The sequence below is a fragment of the Microbispora sp. KK1-11 genome (assembly GCF_006874435.1).
In the GTDB taxonomy this organism is placed as follows: domain Bacteria; phylum Actinomycetota; class Actinomycetes; order Streptosporangiales; family Streptosporangiaceae; genus Microbispora; species Microbispora catharanthi.
This window is the reverse complement of sequence record NZ_VIRJ01000001.1, coordinates 84,879-111,846: the sequence shown is the minus strand read 5'-3', so window position 1 is coordinate 111,846 and position 26,968 is coordinate 84,879. Positions and strand designations below refer to the sequence as shown.

Annotated in this window: 22 protein-coding genes; 7 read left to right on the top strand and 15 right to left on the bottom strand. The window is 69.8% G+C overall.

The annotated features are described in order from the left end of the window. The first annotated feature begins 258 nt into the window (after positions 1-258). The 3 genes from FLW16_RS00490 to FLW16_RS00480 all read left to right on the top strand — a co-directional run bounded on the left by FLW16_RS00490 (position 259) and on the right by FLW16_RS00480 (position 5,224). Positions 259-1,806: a sensor histidine kinase gene (locus FLW16_RS00490; protein WP_142556492.1), complete on the top strand. Its 1,548-nt coding sequence runs from the start codon at positions 259-261 to the stop codon at positions 1,804-1,806. Beyond that, positions 1,803-2,522 carry a response regulator transcription factor gene (locus FLW16_RS00485; protein ID WP_142556491.1) on the top strand — a complete coding sequence of 240 codons (720 nt, stop codon included), beginning with the start codon at positions 1,803-1,805 and terminating at the stop codon, positions 2,520-2,522. The genes FLW16_RS00490 and FLW16_RS00485 overlap by 4 nt, the downstream gene beginning before the upstream one ends. A 185-nt stretch (positions 2,523-2,707) precedes the next feature. Beyond that, positions 2,708-5,224, top strand: coding sequence for a glycosyl hydrolase family 18 protein (locus FLW16_RS00480; RefSeq protein WP_260614721.1), 2,517 nt, complete (start codon positions 2,708-2,710; stop codon positions 5,222-5,224). A 284-nt stretch (positions 5,225-5,508) separates the two neighbouring features. On the opposite strand, the gene FLW16_RS00475 is transcribed toward FLW16_RS00480, so the two are convergent. The 3 genes from FLW16_RS00475 to FLW16_RS00465 form a co-directional block, all read right to left on the bottom strand. Further along, positions 5,509-6,132, bottom strand: a complete 624-nt coding sequence (locus FLW16_RS00475; RefSeq protein ID WP_142556489.1) for a TetR/AcrR family transcriptional regulator — start codon at positions 6,130-6,132, stop codon at positions 5,509-5,511. Positions 6,133-6,139: 7 nt separating this feature from the next. Continuing rightward, positions 6,140-7,654: an MFS transporter gene (locus tag FLW16_RS00470; RefSeq protein WP_142557260.1), complete on the bottom strand. Its 1,515-nt coding sequence runs from the start codon at positions 7,652-7,654 to the stop codon at positions 6,140-6,142. Between the two features lie 416 nt (positions 7,655-8,070). Then, a complete protein-coding gene (locus FLW16_RS00465) occupies positions 8,071-9,360 on the bottom strand; it encodes an MFS transporter (RefSeq protein ID WP_142556488.1) in 1,290 nt (429 codons plus the stop codon). A gap of 201 nt (positions 9,361-9,561) precedes the next feature. Here FLW16_RS00465 and panB point away from each other — a divergent pair, with 201 nt between their 5' ends. Next, positions 9,562-10,407, top strand: coding sequence for a 3-methyl-2-oxobutanoate hydroxymethyltransferase (panB, locus tag FLW16_RS00460; RefSeq protein WP_142556487.1), 846 nt, complete (start codon positions 9,562-9,564; stop codon positions 10,405-10,407). A 63-nt stretch (positions 10,408-10,470) separates the two neighbouring features. Here panB and FLW16_RS00455 read toward each other — a convergent pair whose 3' ends face one another. After that, positions 10,471-11,649 carry a PLP-dependent aspartate aminotransferase family protein gene (locus FLW16_RS00455; protein ID WP_142556486.1) on the bottom strand — a complete coding sequence of 393 codons (1,179 nt, stop codon included), beginning with the start codon at positions 11,647-11,649 and terminating at the stop codon, positions 10,471-10,473. Positions 11,650-11,762: 113 nt separating this feature from the next. Here FLW16_RS00455 and FLW16_RS00450 point away from each other — a divergent pair, with 113 nt between their 5' ends. Continuing rightward, the gene (locus FLW16_RS00450) at positions 11,763-12,443 is read left to right on the top strand and encodes an alpha/beta hydrolase (RefSeq protein ID WP_142556485.1); all 681 of its coding nucleotides are present in this window, start codon (positions 11,763-11,765) and stop codon (positions 12,441-12,443) included. A gap of 62 nt (positions 12,444-12,505) precedes the next feature. On the opposite strand, the gene FLW16_RS00445 is transcribed toward FLW16_RS00450, so the two are convergent. From FLW16_RS00445 to FLW16_RS00415, 7 genes are all read right to left on the bottom strand, one after another. Beyond that, on the bottom strand, positions 12,506-13,801 hold the full coding sequence (locus tag FLW16_RS00445) for an esterase-like activity of phytase family protein (RefSeq protein ID WP_260614719.1): 1,296 nt from the start codon (positions 13,799-13,801) through the stop codon (positions 12,506-12,508). An 86-nt stretch (positions 13,802-13,887) separates the two neighbouring features. Continuing rightward, positions 13,888-14,559, bottom strand: coding sequence for an NADPH-dependent F420 reductase (gene npdG / locus FLW16_RS00440; protein WP_142556484.1), 672 nt, complete (start codon positions 14,557-14,559; stop codon positions 13,888-13,890). A 140-nt stretch (positions 14,560-14,699) separates the two neighbouring features. Then, positions 14,700-15,488: a Tat pathway signal sequence domain protein gene (locus tag FLW16_RS00435; protein WP_142556483.1), complete on the bottom strand. Its 789-nt coding sequence runs from the start codon at positions 15,486-15,488 to the stop codon at positions 14,700-14,702. A gap of 46 nt (positions 15,489-15,534) precedes the next feature. Further along, entirely contained in the window at positions 15,535-16,233 is a 699-nt protein-coding gene (locus FLW16_RS00430) for a hypothetical protein (protein WP_142556482.1), read from the bottom strand. Then, positions 16,230-16,979 carry an ATP-binding cassette domain-containing protein gene (locus FLW16_RS00425; protein ID WP_142557255.1) on the bottom strand — a complete coding sequence of 250 codons (750 nt, stop codon included), beginning with the start codon at positions 16,977-16,979 and terminating at the stop codon, positions 16,230-16,232. The genes FLW16_RS00430 and FLW16_RS00425 overlap by 4 nt, the downstream gene beginning before the upstream one ends. 62 nt (positions 16,980-17,041) lie before the next feature. Then, positions 17,042-19,999 carry a type 2 lanthipeptide synthetase LanM family protein gene (locus FLW16_RS00420; protein ID WP_142556481.1) on the bottom strand — a complete coding sequence of 986 codons (2,958 nt, stop codon included), beginning with the start codon at positions 19,997-19,999 and terminating at the stop codon, positions 17,042-17,044. 103 nt (positions 20,000-20,102) lie between these two features. After that, positions 20,103-20,315, bottom strand: coding sequence for a mersacidin/lichenicidin family type 2 lantibiotic (locus FLW16_RS00415; RefSeq protein WP_076431873.1), 213 nt, complete (start codon positions 20,313-20,315; stop codon positions 20,103-20,105). Between the two features lie 437 nt (positions 20,316-20,752). Here FLW16_RS00415 and FLW16_RS00410 point away from each other — a divergent pair, with 437 nt between their 5' ends. Together FLW16_RS00410 and FLW16_RS00405 are read left to right on the top strand one after the other, a co-directional pair. Next, positions 20,753-21,529, top strand: a complete 777-nt coding sequence (locus FLW16_RS00410; RefSeq protein ID WP_142556480.1) for a hypothetical protein — start codon at positions 20,753-20,755, stop codon at positions 21,527-21,529. 62 nt (positions 21,530-21,591) lie between these two features. Continuing rightward, positions 21,592-23,421: an ABC transporter ATP-binding protein gene (locus FLW16_RS00405; protein ID WP_185949187.1), complete on the top strand. Its 1,830-nt coding sequence runs from the start codon at positions 21,592-21,594 to the stop codon at positions 23,419-23,421. Between the two features lie 91 nt (positions 23,422-23,512). On the opposite strand, the gene FLW16_RS00400 is transcribed toward FLW16_RS00405, so the two are convergent. From FLW16_RS00400 to FLW16_RS00385, 4 genes are all read right to left on the bottom strand, one after another. Then, a complete protein-coding gene (locus tag FLW16_RS00400) occupies positions 23,513-24,178 on the bottom strand; it encodes an LmbU family transcriptional regulator (protein ID WP_260614718.1) in 666 nt (221 codons plus the stop codon). Between the two features lie 447 nt (positions 24,179-24,625). Next, positions 24,626-25,396 carry an ABC transporter permease gene (locus FLW16_RS00395; RefSeq protein WP_142556478.1) on the bottom strand — a complete coding sequence of 257 codons (771 nt, stop codon included), beginning with the start codon at positions 25,394-25,396 and terminating at the stop codon, positions 24,626-24,628. Beyond that, positions 25,393-26,157 carry an ABC transporter permease gene (locus FLW16_RS00390; protein ID WP_142556477.1) on the bottom strand — a complete coding sequence of 255 codons (765 nt, stop codon included), beginning with the start codon at positions 26,155-26,157 and terminating at the stop codon, positions 25,393-25,395. Before FLW16_RS00390 ends, FLW16_RS00395 begins: the two co-directional genes overlap by 4 nt. After that, positions 26,154-26,858, bottom strand: a complete 705-nt coding sequence (locus tag FLW16_RS00385; RefSeq protein ID WP_142556476.1) for an ABC transporter ATP-binding protein — start codon at positions 26,856-26,858, stop codon at positions 26,154-26,156. Before FLW16_RS00385 ends, FLW16_RS00390 begins: the two co-directional genes overlap by 4 nt. Positions 26,859-26,968: the final 110 nt, after the last annotated feature.

Sequence of the window (26,968 nt, the reverse complement as noted above, 5' to 3'; positions counted from 1 at the left end):
CCCTCCTGTGAGGGATGTCCGGAAAGGGAATGCCTGGGACAATGACCTCCCGTGGAGCGAGCGGACAGCCGGAGGGACAGGCGGGGGCGGGCCCTTCGCGCTCGGACATCCGCCCTCCGTATTCGTGGCCGGGCGTCCGCCCTTCGTATTCATGGCCGGGCGTCCGCCCCTCGTATTGGTGGCACGGCGTATGGCGGGGCTCCCGCCCTCCGTGCGCATGGCCGGATCTCCGTCTTCCGCACCTCGTACGCGCCCGTCGTGCTGGGAGTGCTCGCGGCCCTGCTCGCGCTGGCCGAGTCGGTCGCGCACGCCCGCGGCGCGACGCCGCCGCCCTTGTTCGGGCACGGCGTGACCGCGCCGGTGGGCACGGCAGCGAGCACGGCTGCGGACACGGTCGTGGGGACGGTCATGGGCACGGCTGCGGGCACGCCGATCGCGCCGCCCACCGGCCCGGGGGCCGATCCCGCCGGGGCCTCGCTGCGTCTGGTCGCGTTCGGCCTGCTCGGCCTGGCCACCACGCTGCCGGCCGTGTTCCTGCGGGCCCAGCCGGCCGTCGCCGCCGTGGTCGTCGGCGCGGCGGGCCTGCTGTCTCTCACGGCCTTCCGGACGCTCACCGTCGCGGGCGCGGCCGTCGCGGTGATCTGCCTCTACCGGCTCGGTCTCACCGGAGCGCGGTGGCTCGGTCCCTCACTCGCCGCGCCGTACGTCGTGGCGGCGCTGCTCGGCCTGCCCTCCTGGCCTCTGCCCTCTGGCGTGGAGCTGCTCGTCCGCGCGGAGGGCGAGACGCGGGTCCTCGTCCTGCTGCTGGCGTGCACCGCGCCGGCGGCGGCCCTGGCCGGAGTCGCCCGGCGGGCCGCAGGCGAGGCCGCGGAGAACCTGGCCGCCCGGCAGGTCATCGCCGGCACCCTGCTGGAGCACACCGCGCGCGGCGAGCGGGCGCGCATCGCCCGGGAACTGCACGACGTGGTCGCCCACCACATCTCCATGGTCGCCGTGCAGGCCGAGACGGCCCGTTTCGCCGTGCCCGGCATGCCGTCCGCCGGAGCGGAGCGGCTGCGGGCGATCGGCGACACCGCCCGTGCGGCGCTAACCGAGATGCGGCGCCTGCTCGGCGTGCTGCGCGAGGACGACCGGGAACGTGCGGCGGATCTGCGCCCGCAGCCCGGCCTGCGGCCGGCCGAGCTCAACGCGCTGCTCGACGAGGCGCGCGACGCCGCGGGAACGGCCGTCCGCCTCGTTCTCAGCGGTTCCCCGGCCGTGCTCGACCCCGGCGTCGAGCTCGCCGCCTATCGCATCATCCAGGAGGGGCTCACCAACGCCCGGCGGCATGCGCCGGGCGCCGCCGTCGACGTGGAACTGCACTATGCCCGCGACGCTCTGCGACTGCGCGTACGGGACAACGGCCCCGGCATTCCGCTCTCCTCGGGCACGGCGACCGGCAGCGGCGGGCCCGACGGCACGGGCATATCGGGCGGCGCCGACGCGTCCGGCGGAGCCGGGGCATCGGAAGACGCGGGCGTGCCGGGCGGCGTGGCCGGTGAACTGGCCGGTCACGGACTGGCCGGTCACGGACTGGCCGGTCACGGACTGGCCGGGATGCGGGAACGGGCCGCTGCCGTCGGCGGCGAACTGCGCATCGGCTCCGCGCCCGGCGGCGGATTCGTCGTGGAGGCACAGTTCCCCCGCCTTCCGGATGCCCATGGTTCCCGGGATTCCGGCGCCCCTGACAGTCCTCCCCGCCACTCGGGTCCCGCCTGCAATGGTGGTCCTGCCGCACCCGCCGGCCCTGTGGGAGGGCACCCGTGACCGGCGCGACGCCGATCCGCGTCGTCGTCGCGGACGACCATCTGGTCGTCCGCACCGGCTTCGCCGAACTGCTGGGCAGCCAGCCGGACTTCGCCGTCGTCGCGACCGCCTCCGACGGGGCGCAGGCCGTCCGGATGTGCCGGGAGCTGCGCCCCGACGTCGTCGTCATGGACATCCGCATGCCGGTCATGGACGGCATCGAGGCCACCCGGCGGCTCGCAGGCTCCGGAACGCGGGTCCTCATCCTGACGACCTTCGACCTGGACGAGTACGTCTACGAGGCGCTGCGCGCCGGGGCCGGCGGCTTCCTGCTCAAGGACGTCACCGCCGAGCGCCTCTTCGACGCGGTCCGCGTCGTGGCGGCGGGCGATGCGCTGCTGGCCCCCTCGATCACCCGCCGCCTCGTCGCCGAGTTCGCCCGCCTGCGGCCGATGCCCGAGCCCGCCGTCCCGGCCACGCTCACCCCGCGCGAGACGCAGGTGCTGCGGCTGGTGGCCGAGGGTCTGTCCAACGCCGAGATAGCCGCCCGGTTGACCGTCACCGAGGAGACGGTCAAGACGCACGTGAGCCGGGTGCTGGGCAAGCTCGGCCTGCGCGACCGGACCCAGGCCGTCGTCCTGGCGTACGAGACCGGACTGGTCGTGCCCCGCTCCACGGGCTCTCCGGACCGCCAGGGTCTCGGCCCGCAGGGACCGGGCTTCGCGGACCGAACCTGACCGGGCCGAACCTGACCGGGCCGGACCTCACCGGCCGAACCTGACCGGACCGGTCCTGAGGGAAATTGGGCCTTGCCCGTGTCGCGCGGCGGAACTACGCTCCGGCTAATTCTTAGGAAACTTTCCTAACGATTAATGGAGGCCGGATGCGCCGAACAGCCGTTTTCCTTGTGACACTCCTGCTGATGTCCGCTCTTTCCGTACCGGCGCGGGCCGCCACCGGCATCACCGCCGTCTTCACGCTCAGCGGCACACAGGGCAAGTTCGTCGTCACCAACTCCGGCTCCACGGCCGTCACCGGCTGGTCGATCCAGTTCGACCTGCCCGCAGGTGTCACGGCGGGCAATCCGCAGAACGCGACCATCAGCCAGAACGGCACGAAGGTCAGGCTCACCCCCGCCTACTACATCAACACGATCCGGGCGGGCGGCACCACCGAGCCGTACAGCCCCTCCTTCACGCTCAGCGCCGCGGCCCAGCCGGCCAACTGCACGATCAACGGCGCCAACTGCGACGGGACCGGCGACCCGCCTCCCCCGCCCGCACCGCTGACCGCGACCTTCACCGGCAGCGGCACGCAGGGGAAGTTCGTCGTGAACAACAACTCCGGCACGGCGCTGAACGGCTGGTCGATCGTGTTCGAGCTGCCGGCCGGGGTGACCGCGAGCAATGCCCAGAACGGCACCCTGAACCAGAGCGGGCGGCAGGTCACGCTCACCCCGGCCTTCTACAACACCACCGTCGCGGCGCACGGGTCGACCGAGCCGTACAGCCCCTCCTTCACGCTGAGCGCGGCGGCCGAGCCGGCGAGCTGCCGGGTCAACGACGTCAGGTGTGACGGCGCGGCCGACACGCCGCCGGGTGCGCCGGCGAACCTCCGCGCCACCGCCAAGACCACCAAGACGGTGATGCTGGCCTGGGACGCCGCGACCCCCGGCAGCCTGCCCATCACCACCTACGAGGTGTACAACGGCTCGGCACTCGCGGCCACGGTGACCGGGACGAGCGCGACGGTCACCGGGCTGACGCCGAAGACCGCCTACACGTTCACGGTCAGGGCGAAGGACCGCAAGGGCAACCCGTCCCCGGCGAGCGGCGCCCTCACGGTTACGACCAACGACCCCGCCGACGACACCCGGCCGCCCACGGTTCCGTCCGGTCTGCGCAGCACCGCCAAGGACGCCACCAGCGTCACGCTCGCCTGGACGGCCTCCACCGACGACAAGGGCGTGGCGGCCTACGACGTGTACGCCGGGAACGATCTGGCGACCACGGTGACCGGCACCTCGGCCAAGGTCACGGGACTGTCGCCGTCGACCGAGTACACGTTCACGGTGCGGGCGCGCGACCTGTACGACAACGTGTCGGCGCCGAGCGACCCAGTAAAGGTGAGCACGGCCGACATCGTCGGGAACGGCTACGCCCGCGTGGGCTACTTCGTCCAGTGGGGCATCTACGGCAGGCAGTATTTCGTGCGCAACCTCGAGACGACCGGAGCGGCGGCGCGGCTGACCCACCTCAACTACGCCTTCGCCAACATCGACCCGGTCAACCTGACCTGCCTGAACGGTGTGACCAAGGGGACGACGTCCAACCCGCAGGACCCGAGCCAGGGCGACGGCGCGGGCGACGCGGACGCCGACTACGGACGGCCGATGAGCGCCGCCCAGTCGGTCGACGGCGTCGGCGACACCGGCTGGGAGAACCTGCGCGGCAACTACAACCAGCTGCGCAAGCTCAAGGCGAAGCACCCGGACCTCAAGGTGCTCATCTCGATCGGCGGCTGGACGTACTCGAAATACTTCTCCGACGTCGCCGCCACCGACGCCTCCCGCAAGAAGTTCGTCAGCTCCTGCATCGACATGTACATCAAGGGCAACCTGCCCGTGTACAACAGCGCGGGCGGCCCGGGCAGCGCCGCCGGGATCTTCGACGGCATCGACCTCGACTGGGAGTGGCCGGGCTCGGACGGCCACGCCGGCAATCACGTCAGCCCCAACGACAAGGCGAACAACACCGCGCTGATCGCCGAGTTCCGCCGGCAGCTCGACGCGCTCGGAGCCACGACGGGCAAGTACTACCTGCTCAGCGCGTTCACACCGGCCGACCCGGCGAAGATCGCCTCCGGCTGGGACCTGCCGCAGGTGGCCAAGTATCTCGACGTGTTCAACATCCAGGGCTACGACTTCCACGGCGCGGGCAGCGACAACTCGTGGGAGCCCAACCGGACCGGGCACCAGGGGAACCTCTATACCGACGCGGACGACCCCTACTCGTTCCACTTCAGCGTGGAGAACGCGGTGAACGCCTATCTCCAGGCGGGGGTGAACCCGCGCAAGCTCACGATCGGCCTGGCGTTCTACGGGCGCGGCTGGCAGGGCGTGACCGACGGCGGGAAGGGCGGCGAGTGGCAGCAGGCCACCGGCGCGGCGCCCGGCCAGTTCCAGGAGGAGGCCGGCACCCGGGGCTACTCCAACCTGGTGGCGAGCGTCCCGAACTGCACGGTCAGCCATGACGAGCAGGCGGTGGCGACCTCCTGCTACACCGGCAACGGCGGCCAGTGGTGGAGCTTCGACGACGCCTGGTCGATCGGGCGCAAGGCCGCCTGGCTGCGGAGCAAGGGCCTGCTCGGGGCGATGATCTGGGAGATGTCCGGCGACACCGGCACACTGATGGGCGCGCTCGACGCGGGCCTGAAATAGGAACGCCGTGACCGGTGCCGGGCAGGCGTCCGGCACCGGTCATGGGGTCGTCGGAGACGGCGTCATCGTCTGACGGCCGCCCGCCCTCGCGTCCATTCCCGCCAGTGGTACCCGGATCCCCGAGAAGGCTCAGCGCGGTGCGCCGCTCCGCGCAGCGCATCACACCGGCGAGCGTGGTCCGTACGACCGTCGGCCGCACGGACCGGGTCACGACTCGGAGGTGAAGGGCCGCATCACGGCTCGGGGTGGCAAGCCGGGTCACAGCTCGGGGGTGGAGGGACGGGTCAGGGCTCGGAGGGGCGGGGGCGGAAGCCCTTGAGCGCCTCGTCGACGATCCGCTCGGGAAGGCCGGCATGGGAGTCGCCGGGGTGGGACCACTTCGTGAGCCAGATCACCGCCCCGCTGAGGAGCGCCAGCGCCATGTCGATGTCGAGGTCCGCGCGCAGTTCCCCGGTCTCCATGCCGCGCCGCAGAACCGCCGCCACCACCGCCCTGCGCGGCTCCACGGTCAGCTCGCGGAACCGCTCCGCCAGCCGGGGATGCCGCTCGGAGTCGCTCATGGCGATGTTCATGATGCAGCGGGTGCGGTGGTGGAGGGCCTCCTCCTGGATCACCCGGAGGTAGGTCACCAGGTCGTCTCGCACGGTTCCGCCCTGCGGCAGCGGGATCGGCGGCTTGAGCGTCGCCAGAGCGTCCACCACCAGGTCCTCCTTGTTGGACCACCTGCGGTAGATCGTGGTCTTCCCGACACCGGCGCGGCTGGCGATCGACTCGATGGACAGCTCCGACACCCCGATGCCCTCACCGAGCAGTTCGAGGGTGGCCTCGATGATCGACCGTTCCGCCTTCTCGCTGCGCGGGCGGCCCGCCGGGCGGGCCACCCCCTCAGCCGTCTGCTGCGTCTTCATGACGAGTTCACACTACCGCCGCTTCCTTTTCGGTTTCAGTCTTGGTGACCGCGGCGTGGGCCCCGGTCTTGCCCGGCATCCAGCGGGCCACCACGAGAGTGCCGACGAGGGCGACGAAGGCCGATCCGAGGGCCGCCCAGTGGACGCCGGTGACGAACGCGGCGTTCGCGGCGTCGAGCAGGCTCGTGCCCTGCGGGCCCAGTCGCCCGGCGACGCCGGCCGCGCCGGAGATGGACTCGGTCACGACGTGGCGAAGCTGCTCCGGCAGGGCCGAGACCTTGTCCTCCATGTCGCTGCGGTAGCTCGCGGACAGGACCGCGCCCAGGATGGCGATGCCCAGCGTGCCGCCGACCTGCCGGACGACGTTGCTCATCGAGGAGCCGACGCCGGCCTTCTCACGCGGCAGCGCGTTCATGATGGCCGTGGTCGCCGGGGGCATGATGTTGGCCATCGCGGCGCCCTGGACGAAGCCGAGGACCAGCAGGATCCAGATCGGGGTGTCCACCTGCACGAAGGCGTAGCACGCCAGGGCCAGCGTGATGACGAGCATGGCGACCGTGCCGACGGCCCGGGCACCGTACTTCTGGACCATCCGCGCGCTCTGCGGCGCGAAGATCAGCTGAGCGGCCGCGAACGGCAGGACGAGCGCCCCCGACTGCAGCGGCGAGTAGTTCCGGACGATCTGCCAGTAGAAGGCCAGGAAGAACATCACGCCCATGGCCGCGAAGAACACGAGGCCGACGGTGGCGATCGCGGTGGAGAAGCCGGCGTTGCGGAAGTTGCGCACGTCGAAGGCGGGGTGGTCGATCCGGCTCTCGTACCAGACGAACGCGGCGAGGATCGCGAGACCCAGCAGCGACGGCACGACGACCGAGACGTCGGCGACGGTGCCGAGGTCGCTGATCCGGACGATGCCGTAGACGAGGCTGATCAGGCCGAGGATGGACAGCAGCACGCCGACCGGGTCGAGACCGGACTTGTTCGGGTCCTTGGAGTCGGGCACGATCCCGGCGATCAGCCCGAGGCCGAGGATCACGATGGGCACGTTGACGAGGAAGACCGAGCCCCACCAGAAGTGCTCCAGCAGCAGGCCCCCCGTGATCGGGCCGATCGCCACGGCGATGCCGACGCCGCCGGCCCAGATGCCGATCGCCTTGCCCCGCTCGTGGATCGGGAAGACGTTCGAGATGATCGCCAGCGTGGCCGGCATGATGGCGGCGCCGCCGAGGCCCATCAGGGCCCTCGCCGCGATGAGCTGCATCGGGTCCTGCGCATATGCGCTGGCCAGGGAGGCCAGGCCGAACAGGACCATGCCCGCCATGAGCATCCGCTTACGCCCGTAGCGGTCGCCCAGCACCCCGAAGGTGAACAGCAGGCCGGCGAACACCAGCGTGTAGGAGTTCATCGCCCATTCGAGCTCGCTCTGGGTCGCGCCCAGACCGTGGACGGGATCGGCGATCGTCTTGATCGCCACGTTGAGGATGGTGTTGTCGAGGACGACGGCCAGCAGGCTGAACACCATCACGCCGAGGACCTGCCATCGGCGTGGGTGACCTGTTTGAGCTTCTGTGAGAGCTTCCACGGATTCCCCCATGATTTCGATACGGCTGAGTTTCGCAACGCAAGCGTAGCGTTGGTCATTCCGATACGCAACGGGACCGTTTCATAATCTGGGGCGGTGCCGCCGTATCCGCTGGTCAGTTGGGCAAAAAGACGCTCGGCCGGGGCGCCCGGCCCGCGCACTGCTCGTCCCCGATACCCGCGCCTTCCGGCCTGCGGGGACGTCGTTGCGTCTCGCACGGCCACCCGGAGCGGGCGGCGGCGGACACCCTTCGCACGGCGGTCCCAAGGGACATCCGCGCGCCCCTTGTACATCCGCGCGGGGGCCGGTTCTATTCCCGCTCCGGAGCGGGATCCAATCCTGCGTGTGACCCGGTTTCAGTCCGCCGCGGGGGCGGGCAGGGGCGTCGCGGCGTCCGGACCGGCCGCGCCGGCCGCCGCGCCGAAGCCGCTCTCGCCCTCCGAGCGGGCCGCCGCACTCGATCCGGCCGGGGTGGGGGCGGCGGCCGGAGCATCCCGCCTGACCAGGGCGACGAGCAGGGCCAGCGCGACGCCGACCGCTCCGGACACGGCGAAGGCCCAGGCGGGGCCGTGGGCGTCCAGGAGCCCGCCGGCGAGGGGCCCGGCCAGCGCCCCTCCGATCGTCAGCGACGTGCCGTGCAGGCCCATCGCCTCACCCCGCGCCGCCGCGGGGACGCGCCGGTTGACGGCGTCCACGGTGGACGACAGCGCCGGGGCGCACAGGAGTCCGGCCGGCACCAGCGCCAGGCACAGCCAGCCCCAGCCCCCGCCGACCAGGCCCACGGGCGCGGTCAGCACCGCCAGGCCGCCCGCGAGCACCACGGGCGACAGCCCCCGGGAGAGCCCGCCGTACACGAACCCGCCGACGAGCGAGAACGCGCACCACAGCGCGAGGACCAGCCCGGTCCAGGCGGTCGCGCCGTCCGCCTTGAGCATCGCCACGACGCTCAACTCGGTCGTCGTGAGCACGAAGGTGAGCCCGGACACCAGGCAGAGCAGGGCGAGCAGGCCCGGCCGCAGCCACTGCCGCCGGGGGACGGCCCCCTCGTGCCCCGCGTCCTCCTCGGCCGACCGTGTGGGAGGGTTGAGCAGGTAAAGCGCCACTCCCGAGCCCGCCAGGCCGGCGGCCACGCCGTACATCGTCGCGGTGCTGCCGAACGCCGTCACGCTCGCGACGGCGAGGGCCGGGCCGACCATGTACGACAACTCCACGCCCATCGAGTCGAGGGCGAAGCCGGTCTGGTGGTTCTCCACCGGCACCATCGCGGCCACGCACTGCCGGATGGCGCCGAACACCGGCTGGCTGAACAGCCCGCCGATCAACGCGCCCGGCAGCAGCACGGCGTACGGCATCGCCGGCGCGGCGCACCACAGGCACAGCTGCACGATGGTCGTCACGGCCATCGCCGGCCGCAGCCCGCGCCGGTCGACGAACCGGCCGACGAGCGGCGAGCCGATCGCGGCGCCCGCCATGGAGGCGGTGCCGACCAGACCCGCCTGGAGGAAGCCCAGCTTCTGGTCGTTCACCACGTGCAGGGTCAGCGTCATGCCGGTGCCAGTGAGGGGAATTCTCGCAATCATGCCGACCAGCAGCAACGTCCGCACGCCCGGCAGGGCGAGCACCCGCCGGTAACGATCAAAAGCCATTGTGGTTCCTTACCTCCGCACGGCATTGTGCCGGGCGCCTCCGACATTCCTGCGGCCGGGTCGCCTCATTCGTCCCTTTGGTCCCACTCATCGCAACCCAGGATTACGGCGCCCGTATGGGGGTGTTCCAGCCCATGCCGGCATGCAATGATCTGACTGTCCGGGGACGCCACAGGGGCGCCACGAGGCCTGGAGGTAGCCATGTCCTCTGTTTCGGTTGTGTCCAAGCCCGCCCTCTACGGCGGGGCCGCGGGACGCAGGGTCACCGTCCGCGACATCGCGGCAGCCAAGGAGCGCCACGAGAAGTGGCCGATGGTGACGGCGTACGACGCCATGACCGCGAGGGTGTTCGACGAGGCGGGCATCCCGGTGATGCTCGTGGGCGACTCGGCCGCCATGGTCGTCTACGGCTACGACTCGACGCTGCCCGTCACGGTCGACGACCTCATCCCGCTCACCGCCGCGGTCGTACGCGGCTCGTCGCGGGCGATGGTCGTGGCCGACCTGCCGTTCGGCTCCTACCAGGCCTCACCCCAGCAGGCCCTGGAGACCGCGGCCCGCTTCGTGAAGGAGGCCGGCGCGCACGCCGTCAAGCTGGAGGGCGGCCACCGGGTCCTCCCGCAGGTGGAGATGCTCGTGTCGGCCGGAATTCCGGTCATGGCCCACCTCGGCCTGACCCCGCAGTCGGTCAACGCCTTCGGCGGCTACCGGGTGCAGGGCCGCGGCCAGGCGGGTGACGAGATCATGGCCGACGCCAAGGCGCTGGAGCACGCGGGCGCCTTCGCCGTCGTGCTCGAATGCGTTCCCGCCGACCTCGCCCAGCGGGTCACCACCTCGCTGAGCGTCCCCACGGTCGGCATCGGGGCGGGGCCGCACACCGACGCGCAGGTCCTCGTCTGGCAGGACCTGATGGGCCTGACCCCGCAGCCCGCGAAGTTCGTGAAGAAGTACTTCGACCTGGCCGGAGAGATGGACCGGGCGATCCGCGCGTACGCCGACGAGGTCGTCTCCGGCGTCTTCCCCCGGCCCGAGCACAGCTACCGCTGACGCATGGCGGGCGGCCGCCGCACACGCGGTGGCCGCCCGCGACCTGCGTCCCGCGGGGGCGTCTCAGATCGCGTCGAGCGCCTGGGCGAAGTCGGCCCACAGGTCCTCGGCGTGCTCGATGCCCACGGCCACCCGGACCGTCCCCTCGCCGATGCCCGCCGCGGCCAGGCCTTCGGCGCTCACCGTGCGGTGCGACGTGGTGGCCGGGTGGAGGATCAGGGTCTCCACGCCGCCGAGCGACGGCGCGAGCAGCGCGAGCCGCACGTTGCGCATGAACGCCTCGCCGGCGGCACGCCCTCCGGCGAGGTCGAAGGAGAACACGCCGCCGAAGTCGGGCAGGAGCTTCGCCGCGAGTTCGTGCGACGGGTGGGAGGGCAGGCCCGGCCAGTGCACCGCGGTCACGGCCGGATGCCCGGCGAGCCGCGTCGCGAGCACGCGGGCGTTGGCGCAGTGGCGCTCCATCCGCAGCGGCAGCGTCTGCATCCCCCGCAGGGTCAGCCACGCGGCGAACGGGTCGGCCGTCGCGCCGAGCTCCACCGCGTACGACCACACCCTGCGGTACACGTCCTCAGAGGCGAACACGGCGATCCCGCCGACGACGTCGGTGTGCCCGGACAGGTACTTGGTGACGGAGTGCACCACGATGTCCGCGCCGTGCTCGATGGGGCGGCACAGGACCGGCGAGGCGAAGGTGTTGTCGACCACGGTGAGGATCCCGGCCTCGCGCGCCGCCGCGCACATCCCCGGCAGGTCGGCGACCTGCGTCATCGGGTTGGCGATCGTCTCCAGATACAGCAGCTTGGTCGTGGGCCGCACGGCGGCGCGTACGGCCGCGGGGTCGTCCTCCGGCACGCGGGTGACCTCGACGCCGAAGCGCTCCGCCAGGTCGGCCAGCGTCTGCGCGGTGGCGCCGTACAGCGCCGACTGGGCGATCACGTGGTCGCCCGACTTCAGCAGGCCGAGCAGCACGGCGTTGATCGCGCCCATGCCCGAGCCGGTGGCCACGGCGGCCACGCCGCCCTCCAGGCCGGCGACCGCCTCCTCCAGCGCGCGCACGGTGGGGTTGGAGAGCCGGCCGTAGACGTACGCCCCGTCGGGCCGCCCCATGCCGTCGGCGAAGACGGCCGGGTCGTCGAAGACGAATCCCGAGGTCTGATAGATCGGCATGGAGATCGGCGTGCTGGCCTCCGGCGTGGGCCGGGGCAGGTGGACGACGCGCGTTTCCGGATGCAGGGAGCTCATGCCGTCCAGAATTACCCAGAACAACCGTTCTTGTCAGGTTGGCTACCCGACGACCGGTTACGCGGCGAGCGGAGAAGGCGTCCGGCGCCGCCTCCCATGGTGAGGATGAAGGAATGGACGTCAGCTTCCTCCTCGTGCACAGCCCCTCCGTCGGCCCCTCGACCTGGACCCCCGTCGCCGAGATCCTGCGGGCGCGCGGGCACACCGCCGTGGTGCCGCGGCTGACCGACGTGACGGCCGGTCCGCCGCCCTACTGGCCGAGGGTGGTGAGCGCGGTGGCGGCGAGCGCGCCGCGCGGGCCGCTGGCCGTCGTGGCGCACAGCAACGCCGGGCTGTTCGTGCCGCTGATCGCGCAGGCCCTCGCCGGGCAGGTCGCCGCGTGCCTGTTCGTCGACGCCGCGCTGCCGCCGCGCAGGGGCGTGTGCCAGGCGGCGGAGCCGGAGCACCTCGCCTTCCTGCGCTCGCTCGCCGACGACGCGGGCGTCCTGCCCCGCTGGACCGACTGGTGGCCCGAGGACGACGTCGCCGCCCTCCTGCCCGACCCGGTGGTCCGCCAGGTGGTCGTGGCCGAGCAGGCGCGGCTGCCCCTCGCGTACTACCTGGAGGAGATCCCGGTGCCCGCCCGCTGGGACCACCTCAGGAGCGGCTACCTGTGGTTCGCGGACACCTACGCCGCCCTCGCCCACGAGGCCGGGGAGCGCGGCTGGCCGGTCGCCCGCATCCCCGGCGAACACCTGCACCAGATCGTCGCGCCGGAGGCGGTGGCCGACTGGCTGCTCGCCACCGCCACGTAGCCGCGCCCGTGGGCGTGCGCCCTCAGCGTGCGCCCTGAGCGGGCGCGGTCAGCGGGGCGTACTCAGCGGGCGCCGAGTGCGCGAGCGAGCCGGACGACGACGAGACGGTTCGGCACGCCGCTGTCCACCAGCCTGCCGTCGGGGCCGAAGTCGCCGAGGCCGAAGTCGTTGTCGTTGGCCAGCGCGATCGTGCGCGGGTCGAGCACCGCAATCCCCTCGATCTTGCCGGGCAGCGACGGCACCAGCGCGTTCGGCTCCAGCACGAGCGACTTGGCGGGCAGCCTGACGCCGGACGCCCCGGCCTGCTCCTCCAGAGACGGACTGGTCTTCGGGTCGTCGTACGGCCCGCCGAGCAGGTTCGTCGCCTTCGCCAGGTCGATCGAGTACACCCGCGCGACGTTGTCGGTGCGCTCGTCCACGAGCAGGCGGTCCCGGCCGGCGTACGCCAGGCCGGAGATCTTCATCTCGCTCTGGTCGCCGTTCACCTTCGGGTCGAAGGTCGTGACGTCCTCGAACCGGTACGGATACTCCGCGGTCACCTTCCGGCTCCGCAGGTCGAAGGTGAGGATGCGCCCGATCCGCGACTTCTTCGCGGCCTTCTTGTCGGGGTTGGCCAGCGGGCTCTGCACGGCCAGGTACAGCGTGCGCTGGTCCGACGAGATCGCGAGTCCCTCGAAGCCGCGGTTCTGCTGGCGGCTCGCCAGGATCGCGGGCAGCGTCTCCTTCACCGGGTAGTCCGCGCCGGTCGGCCCGAGCCCCGCGGGGACGTGCCGCTCAAGCACCCGGCCGTCCGGCGACACCCGCACCAGCGACGGGCCGTACTCGTCGACCAGCCAGAAATCGCCGTCGCGGGTGCGTACGAGGTCCTCGACGTCCAGCCCGCTCGGGTTGTACGGCAGCGCGGTGCGGCCGTCCCAGGTGTAGGGCGTCTCGTCGTGCCCCGCCTGGTTCGACAGGCCGGTCACGGGCCTGCCGGAGGCGCCGACGATCGGGATGTACTGCTTGATCTTCGCCGTGCCGCGCGCGAGGGCGACCCGGACGATCGCCGGAGCGAACTCGGGCACCGGGAAGGTCCGGCGCTTCTCCCCGTCCACGGTCGGCTGGCCGTTCGGGCCGCGGTCGGTGACGAGCCAGAACTCCCCGGCCCGGCCGGCCGGGAACAGGCCGCTGCCGACGCCGCCGAGCCGCACGCCGTGGTCGTCGGCGATGGACGGCTGCACCTGCTTCAGCGCGGGGGCGGGGAGCGTGACGTCGGCGACGACGGGGCCCTTGGCCGGATCGGCGGCGGCCGTACCGGTGGTGGTGAGGGTGAGCGCGGCGGCGATCGCCAGACCGGCGGCGGAGACGTGACGTAGCACTGGAGACCTTTCAGACGGCGACGACAGCGCCCGAAGGTAGTGAACGACCACGTCTCCGACGTGACGACCAGGTGAAGCGCGGATGGCTACACGTCGGTGACCCGGATGCCGGCGTGGGCCTTGTATCGGCGGTTGATCGAGATCAGGTTCGCCGTGAGCGCCTCGATCTGGTGGGCGTTGCGCAGCCGGCCCGCGTAGACGCCGCGCGCGCCGGGGATGCGGCCGGCGAGCGCGCGTACGACGTCGGTGGCCTCGCGGTCGTCGCCGAGCACGAGCACATCGAGGTCGATCTCCGCCACCGACGGGTCGAGCAGCAGCACCGCCGACACGTGGTGGAAGGCCGCGACCACCCGGCTGCCGGTCAGCACCGCGGCCGCCTGCTGCGCCGCGCTGCCCTCCTCCACGGGCAGCGCGTACGCCCCCTGCTTGTCGAAGCCGAGCGGGTTGACGCAGTCCACCACGATCTTCCCGGCGAGCGGCTCACGCAGGGACTCCAGCAGCGCCTTGTGCCCCTCCCAGGGCACCGCGACGATCACGACGTCCGCCTCGGCCGCCACCTCGGCGTTCGGGGCCCCGCGTACGCCGATCTCACGCGCCGCCTCCTGGGCGCGCTCCGCGCTGCGCGAGCCGATCAGCACGGTGTGCCCGGCCAGCGAGAACCGGCGGGCCAGTCCCTTGCCCTGGTCCCCGGTCCCGCCCAGGATGCCGATGGTCAGTCCGGAGACGTCGGGAAGATCTGTGGTGGTGTGGTCAGCCATGGTCAGATGATGCCAGGTCACCACCGAGAGCGGCCCGGGGCGTGCCTCAGAGGACGCGAGAGGACGCGAAATGTCAGCCGCAGCCCCACGCGGCCTTCACCCGCCCGCGGGCGGGTGAAGGCTCACGCTGGGCGCCGATGTCAGGAGATGCCCGGGGGGTAGGGGAAGTTGTCGAACATGTCGTCCATCTTCTCCGGGGACATGTGGCGCCACGTCTTCACCACATTGTGGACGCTCTCCTTGTCGAGGTAGGGATTGTCGGCCCCGGCACGCGGCTTGGTGATGGACTGGATCGTCCAGCCGATCCCGACGAGACGGTTGAGCTCGATCCATCGCGTGACATCGATCCCGAGGAACACCGTGGCCCTGATGATCGGATGCCATGCGTGCCAGTTCTGCGGCGGCTCGCCGGGCTTGACGTTCATCATGTGAGTACGCGATCCGTACGGCATGCGCGGATCGAAAAGAACTCCCTCGCCGAACCAGACGAACGCCGCCGTCAATCCATTCCTGTCATGCCGGTAGAAGCGGTCGTAGATGTCGAGCTGTAAGCGGGAGATATATTCGAGCGCGTCCTTGGCCGGAGCCATCTGGGCGATGAATCCGTCGGGATAGGTGCCCGCCCTGCGGTGCTCCTGATAGAGGGGATAGAGTTGCTCGGGCGATCCGCCCGCGACCGCGCCGATGGCGGTGTAGGCGTCGATTATCTCGGGGGTCGCCTGATACTGGAAGACATTCTCGTAGGTGTACCACAGCTCGTTCGCCCGCCGGTCCCCGCGCATTCCCTCGACGTCCGGAAATTCCGGGTCCCGCGGGGCGGGATTGTAGTCGGCGGCGAACGCGGGACCGCCTAACGGAATTCCCGCTCCGATCGCTCCGAGCGTCACCACGGAAGCCTTCAGGACGCTACGACGGCTGGGCTGGCGCATGGGGGACCTCATTCTCCACTAGAAGGACGGGAACCGGCGACGACTTTCACTCGCGGCGCCTCCGCAAAAACGCGTACACGGCGATTCCGATGGCCGTCCACGTCAGGGCGCGCGATGCCACGCCGGGCAGGGCGGCGAGCAGGGCGTCCAGCCCTTCGTTGGCCGCACCGACCCCCGACACGATCGGCGGACCCGGCCAGAACCCGACCCGGGCGTCCAAAAGCGCGGCCACGAGGAGCCCTCCCAGGAACAACAGGGTGGATCCGCCGGTGGACGGGACCAGTGCGCGACTGGTCAGGATGCCGAAAACGAGAGCGACAGCCGGTTCGACCACCAGAAGCACCGCGCCGGAGAGCAGCCCCCGCATGCCCGCCCCCGACTGCAGGGTCATCCACAGGGGCGGCAGCAGGGCGATCGCCGAAAGCACCAGACTCACTGCGTAACAGGCCAGCAGACGCCCGGTCAGCAGCCTGGGACGGGAGCTCACCATCGTGGCCGACACGAGCCGATGGGTGTCCGGTTCTGTGTCCAGCACCTGGCGAGACGCCCACGCCCACATCGGAATCATGAAAACGCTGAGGTACCCCAACGTCTCCAGCACCGCGGCCTGGGCCGCGCCCGGCGTGCCCGGCGGCGCGCCGGAAAGGATCGCCAGCAGCACCAGCGTGGGGACGAGCGGCTGGATGAACCGATAGGAGTTTCCGTATGCCTTGATGTAGAACCAGCTCAGGGCCGCGACGTTCACTTCCGGACCTCCGCCGGGCCGCCGACCTCCACGTCATAGCCCAGCTCGCGCAGGTGCTCGACGGCGACGCCCGCGCTGCGTTCCTCCACCCGCACCCGCAGCACCACGGTCTGCTTCTCCTCCCGCGGCTTGGGCGAGGCCGGCAGCACGGACACCGTGCCCCCGCCGACTTCCCACCGCTGTCGCAGGTCGACGTCGCCGAGGTAGTTCTGGTGGTCGCTCACGACGACGCTGCCGCCCTGCGCCGCCACCTCGTTCACGGCGGCGGAGACGGCGTTCATGGCCGCCACGTCGAGCCCGGCGAAAGGCTCGTCGAGCACGAGAAGTTCCGGCTTGGCCAGGAACGCCTGGATCAGCCCGACCTTCTGGGCACTGCCCTTGGAGAGATCACGGATTCGGGTCGCGGCCAGGTGCCGGCACCGCAACCTCTCCGTCCAATGGCCGATCACGGCCTGCCGGTCGGCCACGCGGCGGATACGGCATACGTGTTCGAGGTATTCCTGAACCGTGAAGGGAAGCGCGGCGGGAAAACGCTCGGGAGCATATCCAACGATTCGCGGCCGGTGCTCGATGTGGCCGGCCGACGGCCGGGCCAGTCCTGCCACGAGCCGCAGGAGCGTCGATTTACCGGCACCATTCATTCCGGTTACCTCGGTTATGCGGCCGGACGGCACCTCGACGTCGACACCACGAAGAACCCAAGGACCTTTGCGTCTGTAACGATAGGAGACGTTCCGGAGGCGCACTCGCCGCCCTCCACTCGATAGTTTCTCGGCCGGAACTGTGATCGTATCCGATGCGGACCATATCACGGGTTATCGGCCGGAGCGTCGAGTGTGAGAAGGCAGGGCACCCGGGCGGGATCGGCGATGCGCAGATAACCGAGCCCTATACCGGCAAGTCCGAGCAGTAAACCGGGAGTGCGAATCCCGCGCGGCACCCCGCAGATCCAACCATGATCCCCTTGTACTGCGAGCACGGCCGACGTGACGTTCTCCGCCAGGCGGAGCAGGTCGCTTTCTCCTGTCCTGCGGGCGGCCGACCAGAGGAAATCCAGGTTTCCCAGCTCGCCGTGACAAAGCGATAGATTTCGTACCGGATAATATTCATGCGCCGCTTCGTAATAGTAGGCGGTCATGCGAGCCGCGAGCTCGATGTCGGCGGCCAGGGACCTGTCGTCGCCCAGCGTCTCCGCCAGTGCCAGCCGGGCGAGACCGGCTCCCGGCGCGCCGTGACACCAGGCGACCATCGTCTCCCAGGGGACGTGCGGCCGCAGGTCCGGCCAGGCTTCGCCGTGTTCGTCGCGCAGTGATCTCTCGAAACGCAGCGCGGCCCTGGCGGTCTCGAGGTGCGTGTCGTCGCCGGTCACCCGCGCCGCCCTGGCCAGGGCCAGCGCGATGCCGGACGCACCGTGCGCGAATCCGCCCAGCGCCAGGCCGTCGAATTGCGCTGTGGGCCAGCTGATCTGGTCGCCGGTGCGGACCCCGCGCTCGGCCAGGTGCGTGCTCACCTTCCCGATCAGCCGCACGAGCCCGTGGGAAGGGGCGACCCTCCAGGCAGCGCAGAGAGCGAGGACGTGACCGGCGGCGCCCCCGATGACATCATGGATCTCGTCGGCGCCACAGATCTCCTCCGTCCCCGGCGCGATGTCGTCGATCAACCGAGTGAGCGGAACGGTGTCCGCGGTGAGAGCCGCCCAGTGCGTCAGAAAGTAGAGGGCGCCGGTCAAGCCGCCCGACATTCCGAGGGTCAGAATTGGGTTCTGCCGGCCCTCGCGATGGCCGAACGAGATCGCGCGTTCCATCCGGCGCACGATGCCGTACGAGATATCCCGTGCCAGCTCATGAAACCTGTCCTGGCCGGTCACTCGAGCCAGGTAGGCGAAGAACAGGCCGATGCCGCTGTTGCCGGAGTAGAGGTCGAGCCCGGTCGGTAGGAGCTGCCACTGTCCCCCGCTTACCGAGGCCAGGCCGAGCCAGCCGACCTCCCCCTCATGGCGTAGCGCGGACCGGATCAGCTCGTCCCCGATCTCGATGGCATGACCGACGACGGTCCCGGCGTCGGGCGCCTCCTTCGAGCTGGACCGTCGGTGGACCGGTTTGTCGTCCCTGGGCACCCGGAAGACCGGGGAGGAGTCGAGATCCGGGGCGGCGGCCGTGGCCGCAGCGCACTCCACCATCCATCGCTGGCGCAGAAGATCGTCCTCGCCGAATCCCGCGATCCGCTCACGTACGGCGCTCAGCCCATCGTGAGCCAGCGCGCCGGGAATCACCCGTCCGTCTCCGCCGATGAGGCAGGTGCCGTCCGCGTCCGCCGTGAAGAGGGGAATGTCGCCGGCCGCGAGTTGCGCACGTTCGCTGGCCGCGATCTCCGCTCCCAGCGCGAGTCCTTTCTGGCGGGACAGCGCACGGTCGAGGTACTTCTCGCGTTGCTCCACCGCCTGCAGGAGGTGCGGGTGGCAGCTCGCCCAGAGGAAGGCGTTGTACGTCTGGGTCGCGCCGAGGATGTAACGGGTCCGGGCACCACGGAAGGTCTCCAGGAGGCCACCTTCGGCGAGCAGATCGTCGGCGTGCGTCCGGATGAGCCTGTACATGCGCTCGAACCCCGCCAGGAAGACGTCTCGGTACTCGTCGAACCGTCGCACCTCCCCGTAGAGGCGCGGCAGGTTCGTCGACGCGGGGACGGGCACCCGGCCATATGCCAGCCGCATCGTGTCCGTGCCGGCGTCCACCCATTGGGGCAGCTCGCCCGCGCTCAACCGCGAGTCGCCGCCGCCGTTGAGCCCGCTCACGTCGCCACTCGTCTCCCTGCCCGCCGCATCCGTCCGGGGACGCGAGAACGGCAGCATGCCCACCGCGAGCACGGTCGAGTCGAACAGGCCGCGCATCAGGGCCTCATCTCCGGCGCCGTCGGCCTTTGAGGCGTTCAGCTCTCCCGTGAACAGGCACTCGAGATCGACGAGGAAGGGGTGCTCACCGGCCGCGATGACGTTGTCCATGTGCAGGTCCCGCGCCCGGAGCGCGTGCAGCAGAGCCAGATAGCCGCCCTGGCGGCGGTGGAACCGCTCGACGGCGGCGGAGGTGTCGCATTCGCCGCCCCCGACGTGCTCCAGCCATCCGTGGTCGCCGCGGTCGAGGACGCGCACGGTGCGCAACCGCGGCTCGAACCCCTTGGCGTTCACCCAGTCCACCAACGCCTGGAACCGAGCCTCCATCGAGACCGCTCTGGGCTTGTACACGACGCTCTGCCCGCGACCGAAATGGACGATAGCCACAGACCGGCCACCTTCGTGGCTGTCGCCGGCGTCGAAGGAGATGCCGTCGATCTCTCGTAGGTCCGCCTGGATGCCAAGCCCGTGCAACAGCCCGAAGTCGGCCGCCAGATGCTCGGCGAACGCACAGCGCGCGCTCACCCAGTGAGCGAGCAGCCGGTGGCATTCCGCATGCATCAGCGGATAATCGCGCCATATTCGCCGGGTGAAGTCCGTGTCCGACAACCGCGCCAAGAAGAAGTCGAAGCGCTCGGCGGGCGTGGCGCCGTGCAAGAGGCCCTCGACCCGCTGCACGTTGAGCTCCAGTACGAGGATCCTGAGAACGATCCTGGCGAGCCCGGCGCGGGGCGGCGCCGCTGTCAGGTGACGGAGAAGCGGCTCGGCCGCGAGGGATCCGAGACGTTCCCGCACTCTCTCGGTCAGATCAGCGGCGGCGGCATCGACGTTGCGCTTCGAGAATTGGAGCAGTGAATCGATCGCGTGCTCAGGCGCCATTCTGACCCCTATATTTCACAGACTCGGCGATCCAGGTCGGCAGGGACACGAGGTGCGGGCGCCCGCGCGGAGCGGACGCCCGACCTCCTCTCACCTTGCCGCGTCAGTAGGCGCAGCAATTCGTGTCGCTGCTCCAGGTGATCCAGCACGGAGCCCAAGACATCATGATCGGCTGGACCTCGCCCTCGTTGGCGAAGTCGGCGATGTCGGCGAGGTCGCCGACCGGGTTCGCGGGAAGGGTGGACAGTTGCTCAGCGGTGAGGGTGGCGCTGAAACCGGGGTCCTTCCACGCCTTGGCCAGATCTGTCGTCTGCATTTTTCTCCTCTCCTAAGCGGTCGTTCCGAAATATCACATGTGACCGGAACTCCCGACAATGTGAGCAACCTCTCATCGAGACGGACTTTCAAAAATCCCATTCTTGCACTAACACATGAGGAGGGTTGACCCGGTGAAGTCGCCGACGTATTATCCCGGAATTTTCACGCCGAGTTCTATCCGCCTTTCAGCCCGGCGCGGACCGTGGTATTGCTGTAGGGCGTTATGAGGAGGGAAATTTCATGGCCCGTGCTCCAAGAGTCGTCGTGGTATCGCCTCCCAAAGCGGGCACCCATCTCATCAAGGAATTGATGCTCGCTCTCGGGTACGGCCTCCAGGGAGAGGTGAAGACGTCACCGGACGAGCGCATGACTCTTGACGAGGACGCCTCGTGGAATCTCGTCTCACAGGTTTACGACCAAGAGGAACTGCTCCTGATGCGGGTCGCGGAGGACCCCGAGCGCTTCGCGCGGCTGACCGACGTGGCCCGGACGGCGGTGATGTGGGCCTGGCTCCATCGATTGGGCGTCCCGCTGGCCTCCCGTTATCCGCACGAGACGATGCTCAGCGAGCTCGCGCAGAAGACCCTGTGGCGCACCGCCACCGGTACCTTCTCCGACACTCCTCCGAACACCTGCTGGTTCGTGCACGAGATGGACCTCGCGCGGGTGTACGGCAAATTCATCCATGAATGGCGCGCGGGCGGTGAGCCACGCATTCTGTTCCTGCACCGCGACCCGCGCGACAGCCTTCTGTCGATGGTGCGTTTCCTCACCGACACGCGACCGCAGGGCATCGGCAAGCTGGTCCGCTTCGGCCTCTACAGCGACATACTCCATTCTCTTCCCCACCTCGACGAACAGATCGCCTACGCCCTGGAGGACGAGCAGTTCCCCGGACTCTCGGAACTGCGAAGCAGTCGCTGGCTGGCCGCGCATCCGGCCGTGTGCAGGGTCTCCTTCGAGGAACTGGTAGGCCCCGACGGCGGCGGAACCCTCGAGCTCCAAGAGGCGGCGGTCGAGCGGGTCGTCGCGTTCCTGGGCGCCGAGGCGGATCCGGCGACGCTGGCGAAGTCGCTGTTCAACCGAGCGTCGTTCACCTTCCGTGACGGCCGGTCGGGCGCTTGGCGGGCCGCGTACTCCGAGGCTGCCGTCCGCGCCTTCGAGCACCGCCACGGGCACCTGCTGGACCTGCTCGGATACGAACGCCGATGAAGGGCTCTCCAGCGAGCCCCGTGGAGCAGGGGGAAGCCGCCGGCATGGCGATGAGGGAAGCGATGAGCCGTTCCGGCACCGCCGCCACCGTCATGGCCGCCCTCAGGCTGAGCAGGCAGGCGGACGCGACGCTGTTCTGGACAGGGGTGATCCTCCTGCCGGCCGTCGAGGGCCTGCTCGGCGTCGGTCTGCTGCTGCTGTTCCGCGGCAGCGTAGGGGTCTTCCTCGGGTCCTCCGACGGCCCCGCCCAGGCGACCAGGACGCTCATCCCGTGGCTTGCGGGAGCGGTCCTGCTCACCCTGGTCACGCTCGTTCTCGGCAACCTGCGTCATACGCTGAACGAGCTGCTCGTGGACCGGGTGCGTCAGTTCAGCAGCCGCCGCATGCACGCCGCCATCGCGAAGCTCGACCTCGCCGACTTCGACTACGCGGTCGTGCACGACCGGATCAGCCGGGCGGAGGAGACCGCCGACGGCAAACCGCGGCAGGTGGTGAGGGGCGTCAACGGCCTGCTGGCCTCCGCCTTCCAGGTAGCCGCTTTCACCGTGCTGCTCATCGTGCTGGAGCCATGGCTGCTGCCGGTGATGGCGCTCACCGCGGCCCCGATCGCGGTCGTCAGCTCCAAGCTCGCCGGCGACCGATTCGCCTTCTTCACCAGGATGACCCCGCTTGAGCGGATGCGCAGGTACGTCGGCATGCTGATCACCGGCCGGCAGGCCGCCGCGGAAGTGCGCTCCTTCCGCCTGTCGGAGCACTTCGCCGAGAGATACGACCTCCTGACCCGCAGGCGCTACGCGGAACTGCGCAAGACTCTGCGCGGGCAGTGGCGCAGACAGGTGCTGGGAGTGCTGGCGTTCGGCCTGATCCTGTGCGTGGTCGTGACCGTGCTCGCCTGGTTCTACGCCGCCGGGGCGATGGACACCTCGACGGTGCTCACCACCGTGCTCAGCTTGAGCAGGCTGGCGACGGCGATGGCCGGTCTGGGCGGTCCGCTGGCCGAGTTGTCCGAGGCGGGGCTGTTCCTCGACGACCAGCACGCCTTCTACGCTCAGCTCATGCGAAGGAGCCTGGTCAGCCGTCAGGGCGCGCAGCCGGGACCGCTGCGTGAGCTGTGCGTGCGCGACCTTGGCTTCGTCTATCCCGAGACCGCCCGGCCGGCGCTGCGCAACGTCGACCTGACCATCCGAGCCGGCCAGATAGTCGCGTTCGTCGGCCAGAACGGCTCGGGCAAGACCACGCTGGCGAAGATCCTGGCCTTCCTGTACGAGCCCTCGTCGGGCGCCGTGTTCTGGAACGGTGCGGACACCTCCGAGCTCTCCCGTGAGGGGTTGCGCGACCAGGTGACGACCGTCTTCCAGGACCACATGACCTACCACTTCTCCGTCTCCGAGAACGTGGCACTTGGGGACACGACGCGGCCGGACGGGCAGACGGCCGTCCGCACGGCCGTCGACGAAGCGGGCGCGCGAGAATTCGTCGACATACTGCCGGGCGGGTACGAGACCCCGCTCGGCCCGGAGTTCGGTGGCGGCACCGCGCTGTCCGGAGGTGAGCGACAGCGCCTGGCCATCGCCCGCGCCTTCTACCGGGGCCGGGACCTCGTGATCATGGACGAGCCGACGTCGGCGTTGGACGCGCAGGCCGACCACGCGCTGCTGGAGAACCTGCGGAAGCTGTTGCGGGGTCGCACCGCGATCGTCATCTCACACCGTTTCTCCAACGTCCGGCACGCCGACCAGATCTTCGTGCTGAAGGATGGGCGCATCCTGGAGCGTGGGACGCACGACAGCCTCATGGCGGACAGGGGTTTGTACGCCGAGATGTACACACTGCAGGCCGCCGCCTACATGACTTCCGGCTCACCGGGCGCGACGGCGCAGAGCCCGGAGTGAAACGCGGATGGGGACCGCCGGAGGATCGGACCGGCCGGCGACGGGTATCGGGAGCCACGTCCTCCGCCCACCTGTCGCCGGCGACCAAGAGCTACCTCGTATCGCGGTCCTGAACAGCGGCTCGGTCGAGTGTCGCGGTGATCCACTCGGGCAAGGGGACGGACGCGACCTGCGCCGCCTCCTTCCACCGCTCCTCCTGCTCCGACGAGACCTCGACGGAGATGGTCACCGTCACCGTGTCCGCGTCCTGGCCGCAGCCGCGGCTTGCTTGTATCTCCCTGCGCAGCCTGTTGAGCGACCAGCCTTCCTTCTCCGCCCGCGTGAGCCAAAACTCCTGCTCGTCTTCGGTGAGGGCGGCCACCTCCGCGTGGTGCTGCAGGCTCAGCGTGTCCCGTCGACGGGACATTGGGAACTTACGGGCCACCCATGCATAGTTACGGAGGGTCTTGTACGACAAGGATGTCTTTGCGATAGCCATCCGGTACCGGTCGCTGAAGAACTCCTCACCGTAGACGAGCCAGTCGCCCAGCCACCAGGTGGAGGAGTTCGCGATGACGCATAACTGATTGCCGATCCTCTGCCATGACTCGAATGTCAGGTCCACTGGAAGACGCAGCCCGAGTCTCCCCGCTCGTACCGACGCGTCGAGCCCCAGCCTCTCCTGTTGAGAATGCCTTCTCATGTCACCGGCTCCCCGGCGGGCAGTCCCGCGCTCTTCTTCCTTCCTCGGGACAGGATCGAGAAGTGGCATCGCCATTGGTCATCATCCCCCTGGTTCTGAAACCCCGTAGAGAGCCAAGGTGGTTCGGCCTCGACTCCGCCTCTGATTCATGAGGGACGGTTTTCCCGATCGGATCCCTCAATCTCAGGGTGTGACAGAGCGGTACCCCCTTACCCAGTCGTCATGGAGCTGGTTGACCGCACTCCTCGGCAGCGATATGTGCGAAGCAGGGAGGAACACGGACACGCGGCAGCACCCCTGAGCACGCTTCCGCTAACGGAGACTGCCGGGAACATCTGCATGATTTCCACCAATGTCACGCAATGTCAACCACTCTGTTGACATGGGGGCGTGAAGGACGACTCCCCAACTCCGCAATGCCCGGATCACCCCCAGCGCCCTTGCGCTCCAGCCGCAAATCGTGATCGCGCTCGCCGACGGCCTCGACCGGCCATCTCACCAGTGGTTCTGGGGAACCGTGCTTCACATATCCCAACGGCGATACCCGATGACGACGAAGACGATCAGGGCGACGGTCCAAGCCGTGAGGAGCAGGGCGCCTTGCGCCGGTGTCACCGCGCTCGCGTCGTCCGCTACCGGAAACCACATGGCGAATCCGGCACTGTCCGGAAGGTACTTCGCCGCAGGGGTGTGATCACGCAGGAGCGGTCCGACGATGAAGAAGTACCCCAGCAGGACGACGACTGCCGCAAGAGTCCGGCGCACGAGCGCACCGACGGCGGCGCTGATCAACGCTGTGAGCGCGAGATACGCGGTCACACCGCTCAGCGCCCCCGCGACACGACCTGAGGTCACCGGCGCAGCGGTGTCGCCGAGCACACCAGCCGTGAGCACGACTCCGGACACAGCCGTGATCGCCGCTGCGGGAAACACGACTAGCGCCAACGCGAGGTGCTTGGCGGTGAACTGAAGGGCGCGGCGGGGCATCGCGGTCAGCGTGGTGCGGATCTGCCCACCGATGTATTCGGAGCAGGCCGTCAGGACGCCGAGGATGACGAAGCCGGCTTGCGCGTAGCTGATCGAAGCCAGTCCGATGTCGATGGCGCTCTTGGTGCCGGTGGAGCCCTGGAGCCCGGCGATCGTGAACGCGATCGCGAGGATCAGATTCACCACCAGAGTGCCTCCGAGCGTCAGCCAGGTCGCCGGAAGAGACACGAGTTTCGACATTTCCGCCGCGAGCGCCTGAGCGGCTTCCCGGCCACGGGTGCGAGTCGCCGTCGTAGGGGCGGTCATGCGTCCCTCCGCGTGAATGCGACGGCGGCGATCACGAGCAGCACCGCCACCCAGGCGGTCATCACCAGTCCTCCGGTGAGCGGGCTGATCTCGACGGTGTTGTCGGCGAGCCTCGGGATGAACATGCGGACCCCGGCCATGTCGGGCAGGTAATTCGCCAGCGGTGTGATCTTGGTCAGCAGATAGGTGACGGTGACGACCGAGGTATTCGCGATGAGCACCGCGAGCGGGACTACCCCGTGACGGGTGAGCACGGTGATCCCGAAGGCGAGGAGCGCGGTGTACACCCAGTAGCAGACGACACCGGCCAGCCGTGGAACGTCGTCCGCTCCCATTGCCGGAGCGTGCTCGCCGAGCACCACGTGGACGACGCCCATGGTGGTCCCTGACGCGATGACCGCGAGTACCGCGCCGGCGATCGCGACCGCGAGGATTTTCGCGAGCAGGAACCGAAGGCGGGCGGGAACGGCGGTCAGGCTGGTGGTGATCTGACGCCCGCCTCCGGATTCCGCGCTCTCGGTGAAGTACTCGCTGCTGATGGCGACGACACCGAGGATGATCGCACCAACTACGCCGAATGCCAGTTCCTGATAACCGGTGTCGGGCCCGGCGATCGTCGCGGCGCCGCGCGTGATCGTGCTGCGGGTCGACGACGCGGTGATTGCGGCGATCACGCTCGGCACGAGCACCCCGGCGGCCATCGCGATCCACACCGTCGGCAACGAGGCGAGCTTCGACGCCTCCGCCGCGAGCGCCCTCATGGCGCACCCCCGGTGGTGAGGGCGAAGAACGCGTCCTCCAGAGTGCGGTGAGAGCCGGTGATCTCGTCGAGGGTGCCATCCGCCACGACCTTGCCCTCGTTGATGACCACGACGTCATCCACGGTTTCCGCGAGCTCCCCCATGAGGTGGCTGGAGAGCAGCACGGTACGGCCGGACGCGGCGTGTTCGCGGAGGAAGGCCCTGATCCAGCGGATGCCGTCCGGGTCCAGCCCGTTCACCGGCTCGTCCAGGATCAGGATCTCCGGGTCTCCGAGCAGCGCCGCCGCCAGCCCGAGGCGACGCCCCATGCCCAGGGAGTAGCCGCCGACCCGCCTCGATGCGGCGTTCGTCAGGCCCACGATGTCAAGAACCTCGTCGACGCGCGTACGCGGCAGCCCCGCGGAGCGAGCCACCCACCGCAGGTGTGCCCGGCCCGTCCGCGCCCGATGCGCGCCGGAGCCGTCCAGCATGGCCCCGACCGTGGCGAGCGGATCACGAAGCTGCACGAACGGGACAGAATTAATGAGTGCCGTGCCGGAGGTCGCTCGATCCAGGCCCAGCAGAATCCGCAGCGTGGAACTCTTGCCCGCTCCGTTGGGGCCGAGGAAACCGGTCACTCTTCCGGGGCGGGCCTGGAAGCTGATGCCGCTCAGAATCTCCTTGGAACCGCGCCGCTTGACGAGGCTGTCGATCGTAATCATGTTCACATGTGAACCCGGAGCATGACCTCCAGTCATCGGGCCGAAGACCGGACATCGTCTCGCGGCTCGGACCTGGGTCTCTCGGACCCAGGACTGATGCTTCATCCGGG

Coding starts and splice junctions, on each gene's coding strand:
- FLW16_RS00410 (WP_142556480.1), top strand. CDS start 20,753: ATGCGGGTCGCGGAGGACCCCGAGCGCTTCGCGCGGCTGACCGACGTG.
- FLW16_RS00455 (WP_142556486.1), bottom strand. CDS start 11,649: ATGAGCTCCCTGCATCCGGAAACGCGCGTCGTCCACCTGCCCCGGCCC.
- npdG (WP_142556484.1), bottom strand. CDS start 14,559: ATGGCTGACCACACCACCACAGATCTTCCCGACGTCTCCGGACTGACC.
- FLW16_RS00390 (WP_142556477.1), bottom strand. CDS start 26,157: ATGAGGGCGCTCGCGGCGGAGGCGTCGAAGCTCGCCTCGTTGCCGACG.
- FLW16_RS00400 (WP_260614718.1), bottom strand. CDS start 24,178: ATGGCGATGCCACTTCTCGATCCTGTCCCGAGGAAGGAAGAAGAGCGC.
- FLW16_RS00470 (WP_142557260.1), bottom strand. CDS start 7,654: ATGGTGTTCAGCCTGCTGGCCGTCGTCCTCGACAACACCATCCTCAAC.
- FLW16_RS00450 (WP_142556485.1), top strand. CDS start 11,763: ATGGACGTCAGCTTCCTCCTCGTGCACAGCCCCTCCGTCGGCCCCTCG.
- panB (WP_142556487.1), top strand. CDS start 9,562: ATGTCCTCTGTTTCGGTTGTGTCCAAGCCCGCCCTCTACGGCGGGGCC.
- FLW16_RS00395 (WP_142556478.1), bottom strand. CDS start 25,396: ATGACCGCCCCTACGACGGCGACTCGCACCCGTGGCCGGGAAGCCGCT.
- FLW16_RS00385 (WP_142556476.1), bottom strand. CDS start 26,858: ATGATTACGATCGACAGCCTCGTCAAGCGGCGCGGTTCCAAGGAGATT.
- FLW16_RS00475 (WP_142556489.1), bottom strand. CDS start 6,132: ATGAAGACGCAGCAGACGGCTGAGGGGGTGGCCCGCCCGGCGGGCCGC.
- FLW16_RS00465 (WP_142556488.1), bottom strand. CDS start 9,360: ATGGCTTTTGATCGTTACCGGCGGGTGCTCGCCCTGCCGGGCGTGCGG.
- FLW16_RS00405 (WP_185949187.1), top strand. CDS start 21,592: ATGAGCCGTTCCGGCACCGCCGCCACCGTCATGGCCGCCCTCAGGCTG.
- FLW16_RS00420 (WP_142556481.1), bottom strand. CDS start 19,999: ATGGCGCCTGAGCACGCGATCGATTCACTGCTCCAATTCTCGAAGCGC.
- FLW16_RS00415 (WP_076431873.1), bottom strand. CDS start 20,315: ATGCAGACGACAGATCTGGCCAAGGCGTGGAAGGACCCCGGTTTCAGC.
- FLW16_RS00480 (WP_260614721.1), top strand. CDS start 2,708: ATGTCCGCTCTTTCCGTACCGGCGCGGGCCGCCACCGGCATCACCGCC.
- FLW16_RS00435 (WP_142556483.1), bottom strand. CDS start 15,488: ATGCGCCAGCCCAGCCGTCGTAGCGTCCTGAAGGCTTCCGTGGTGACG.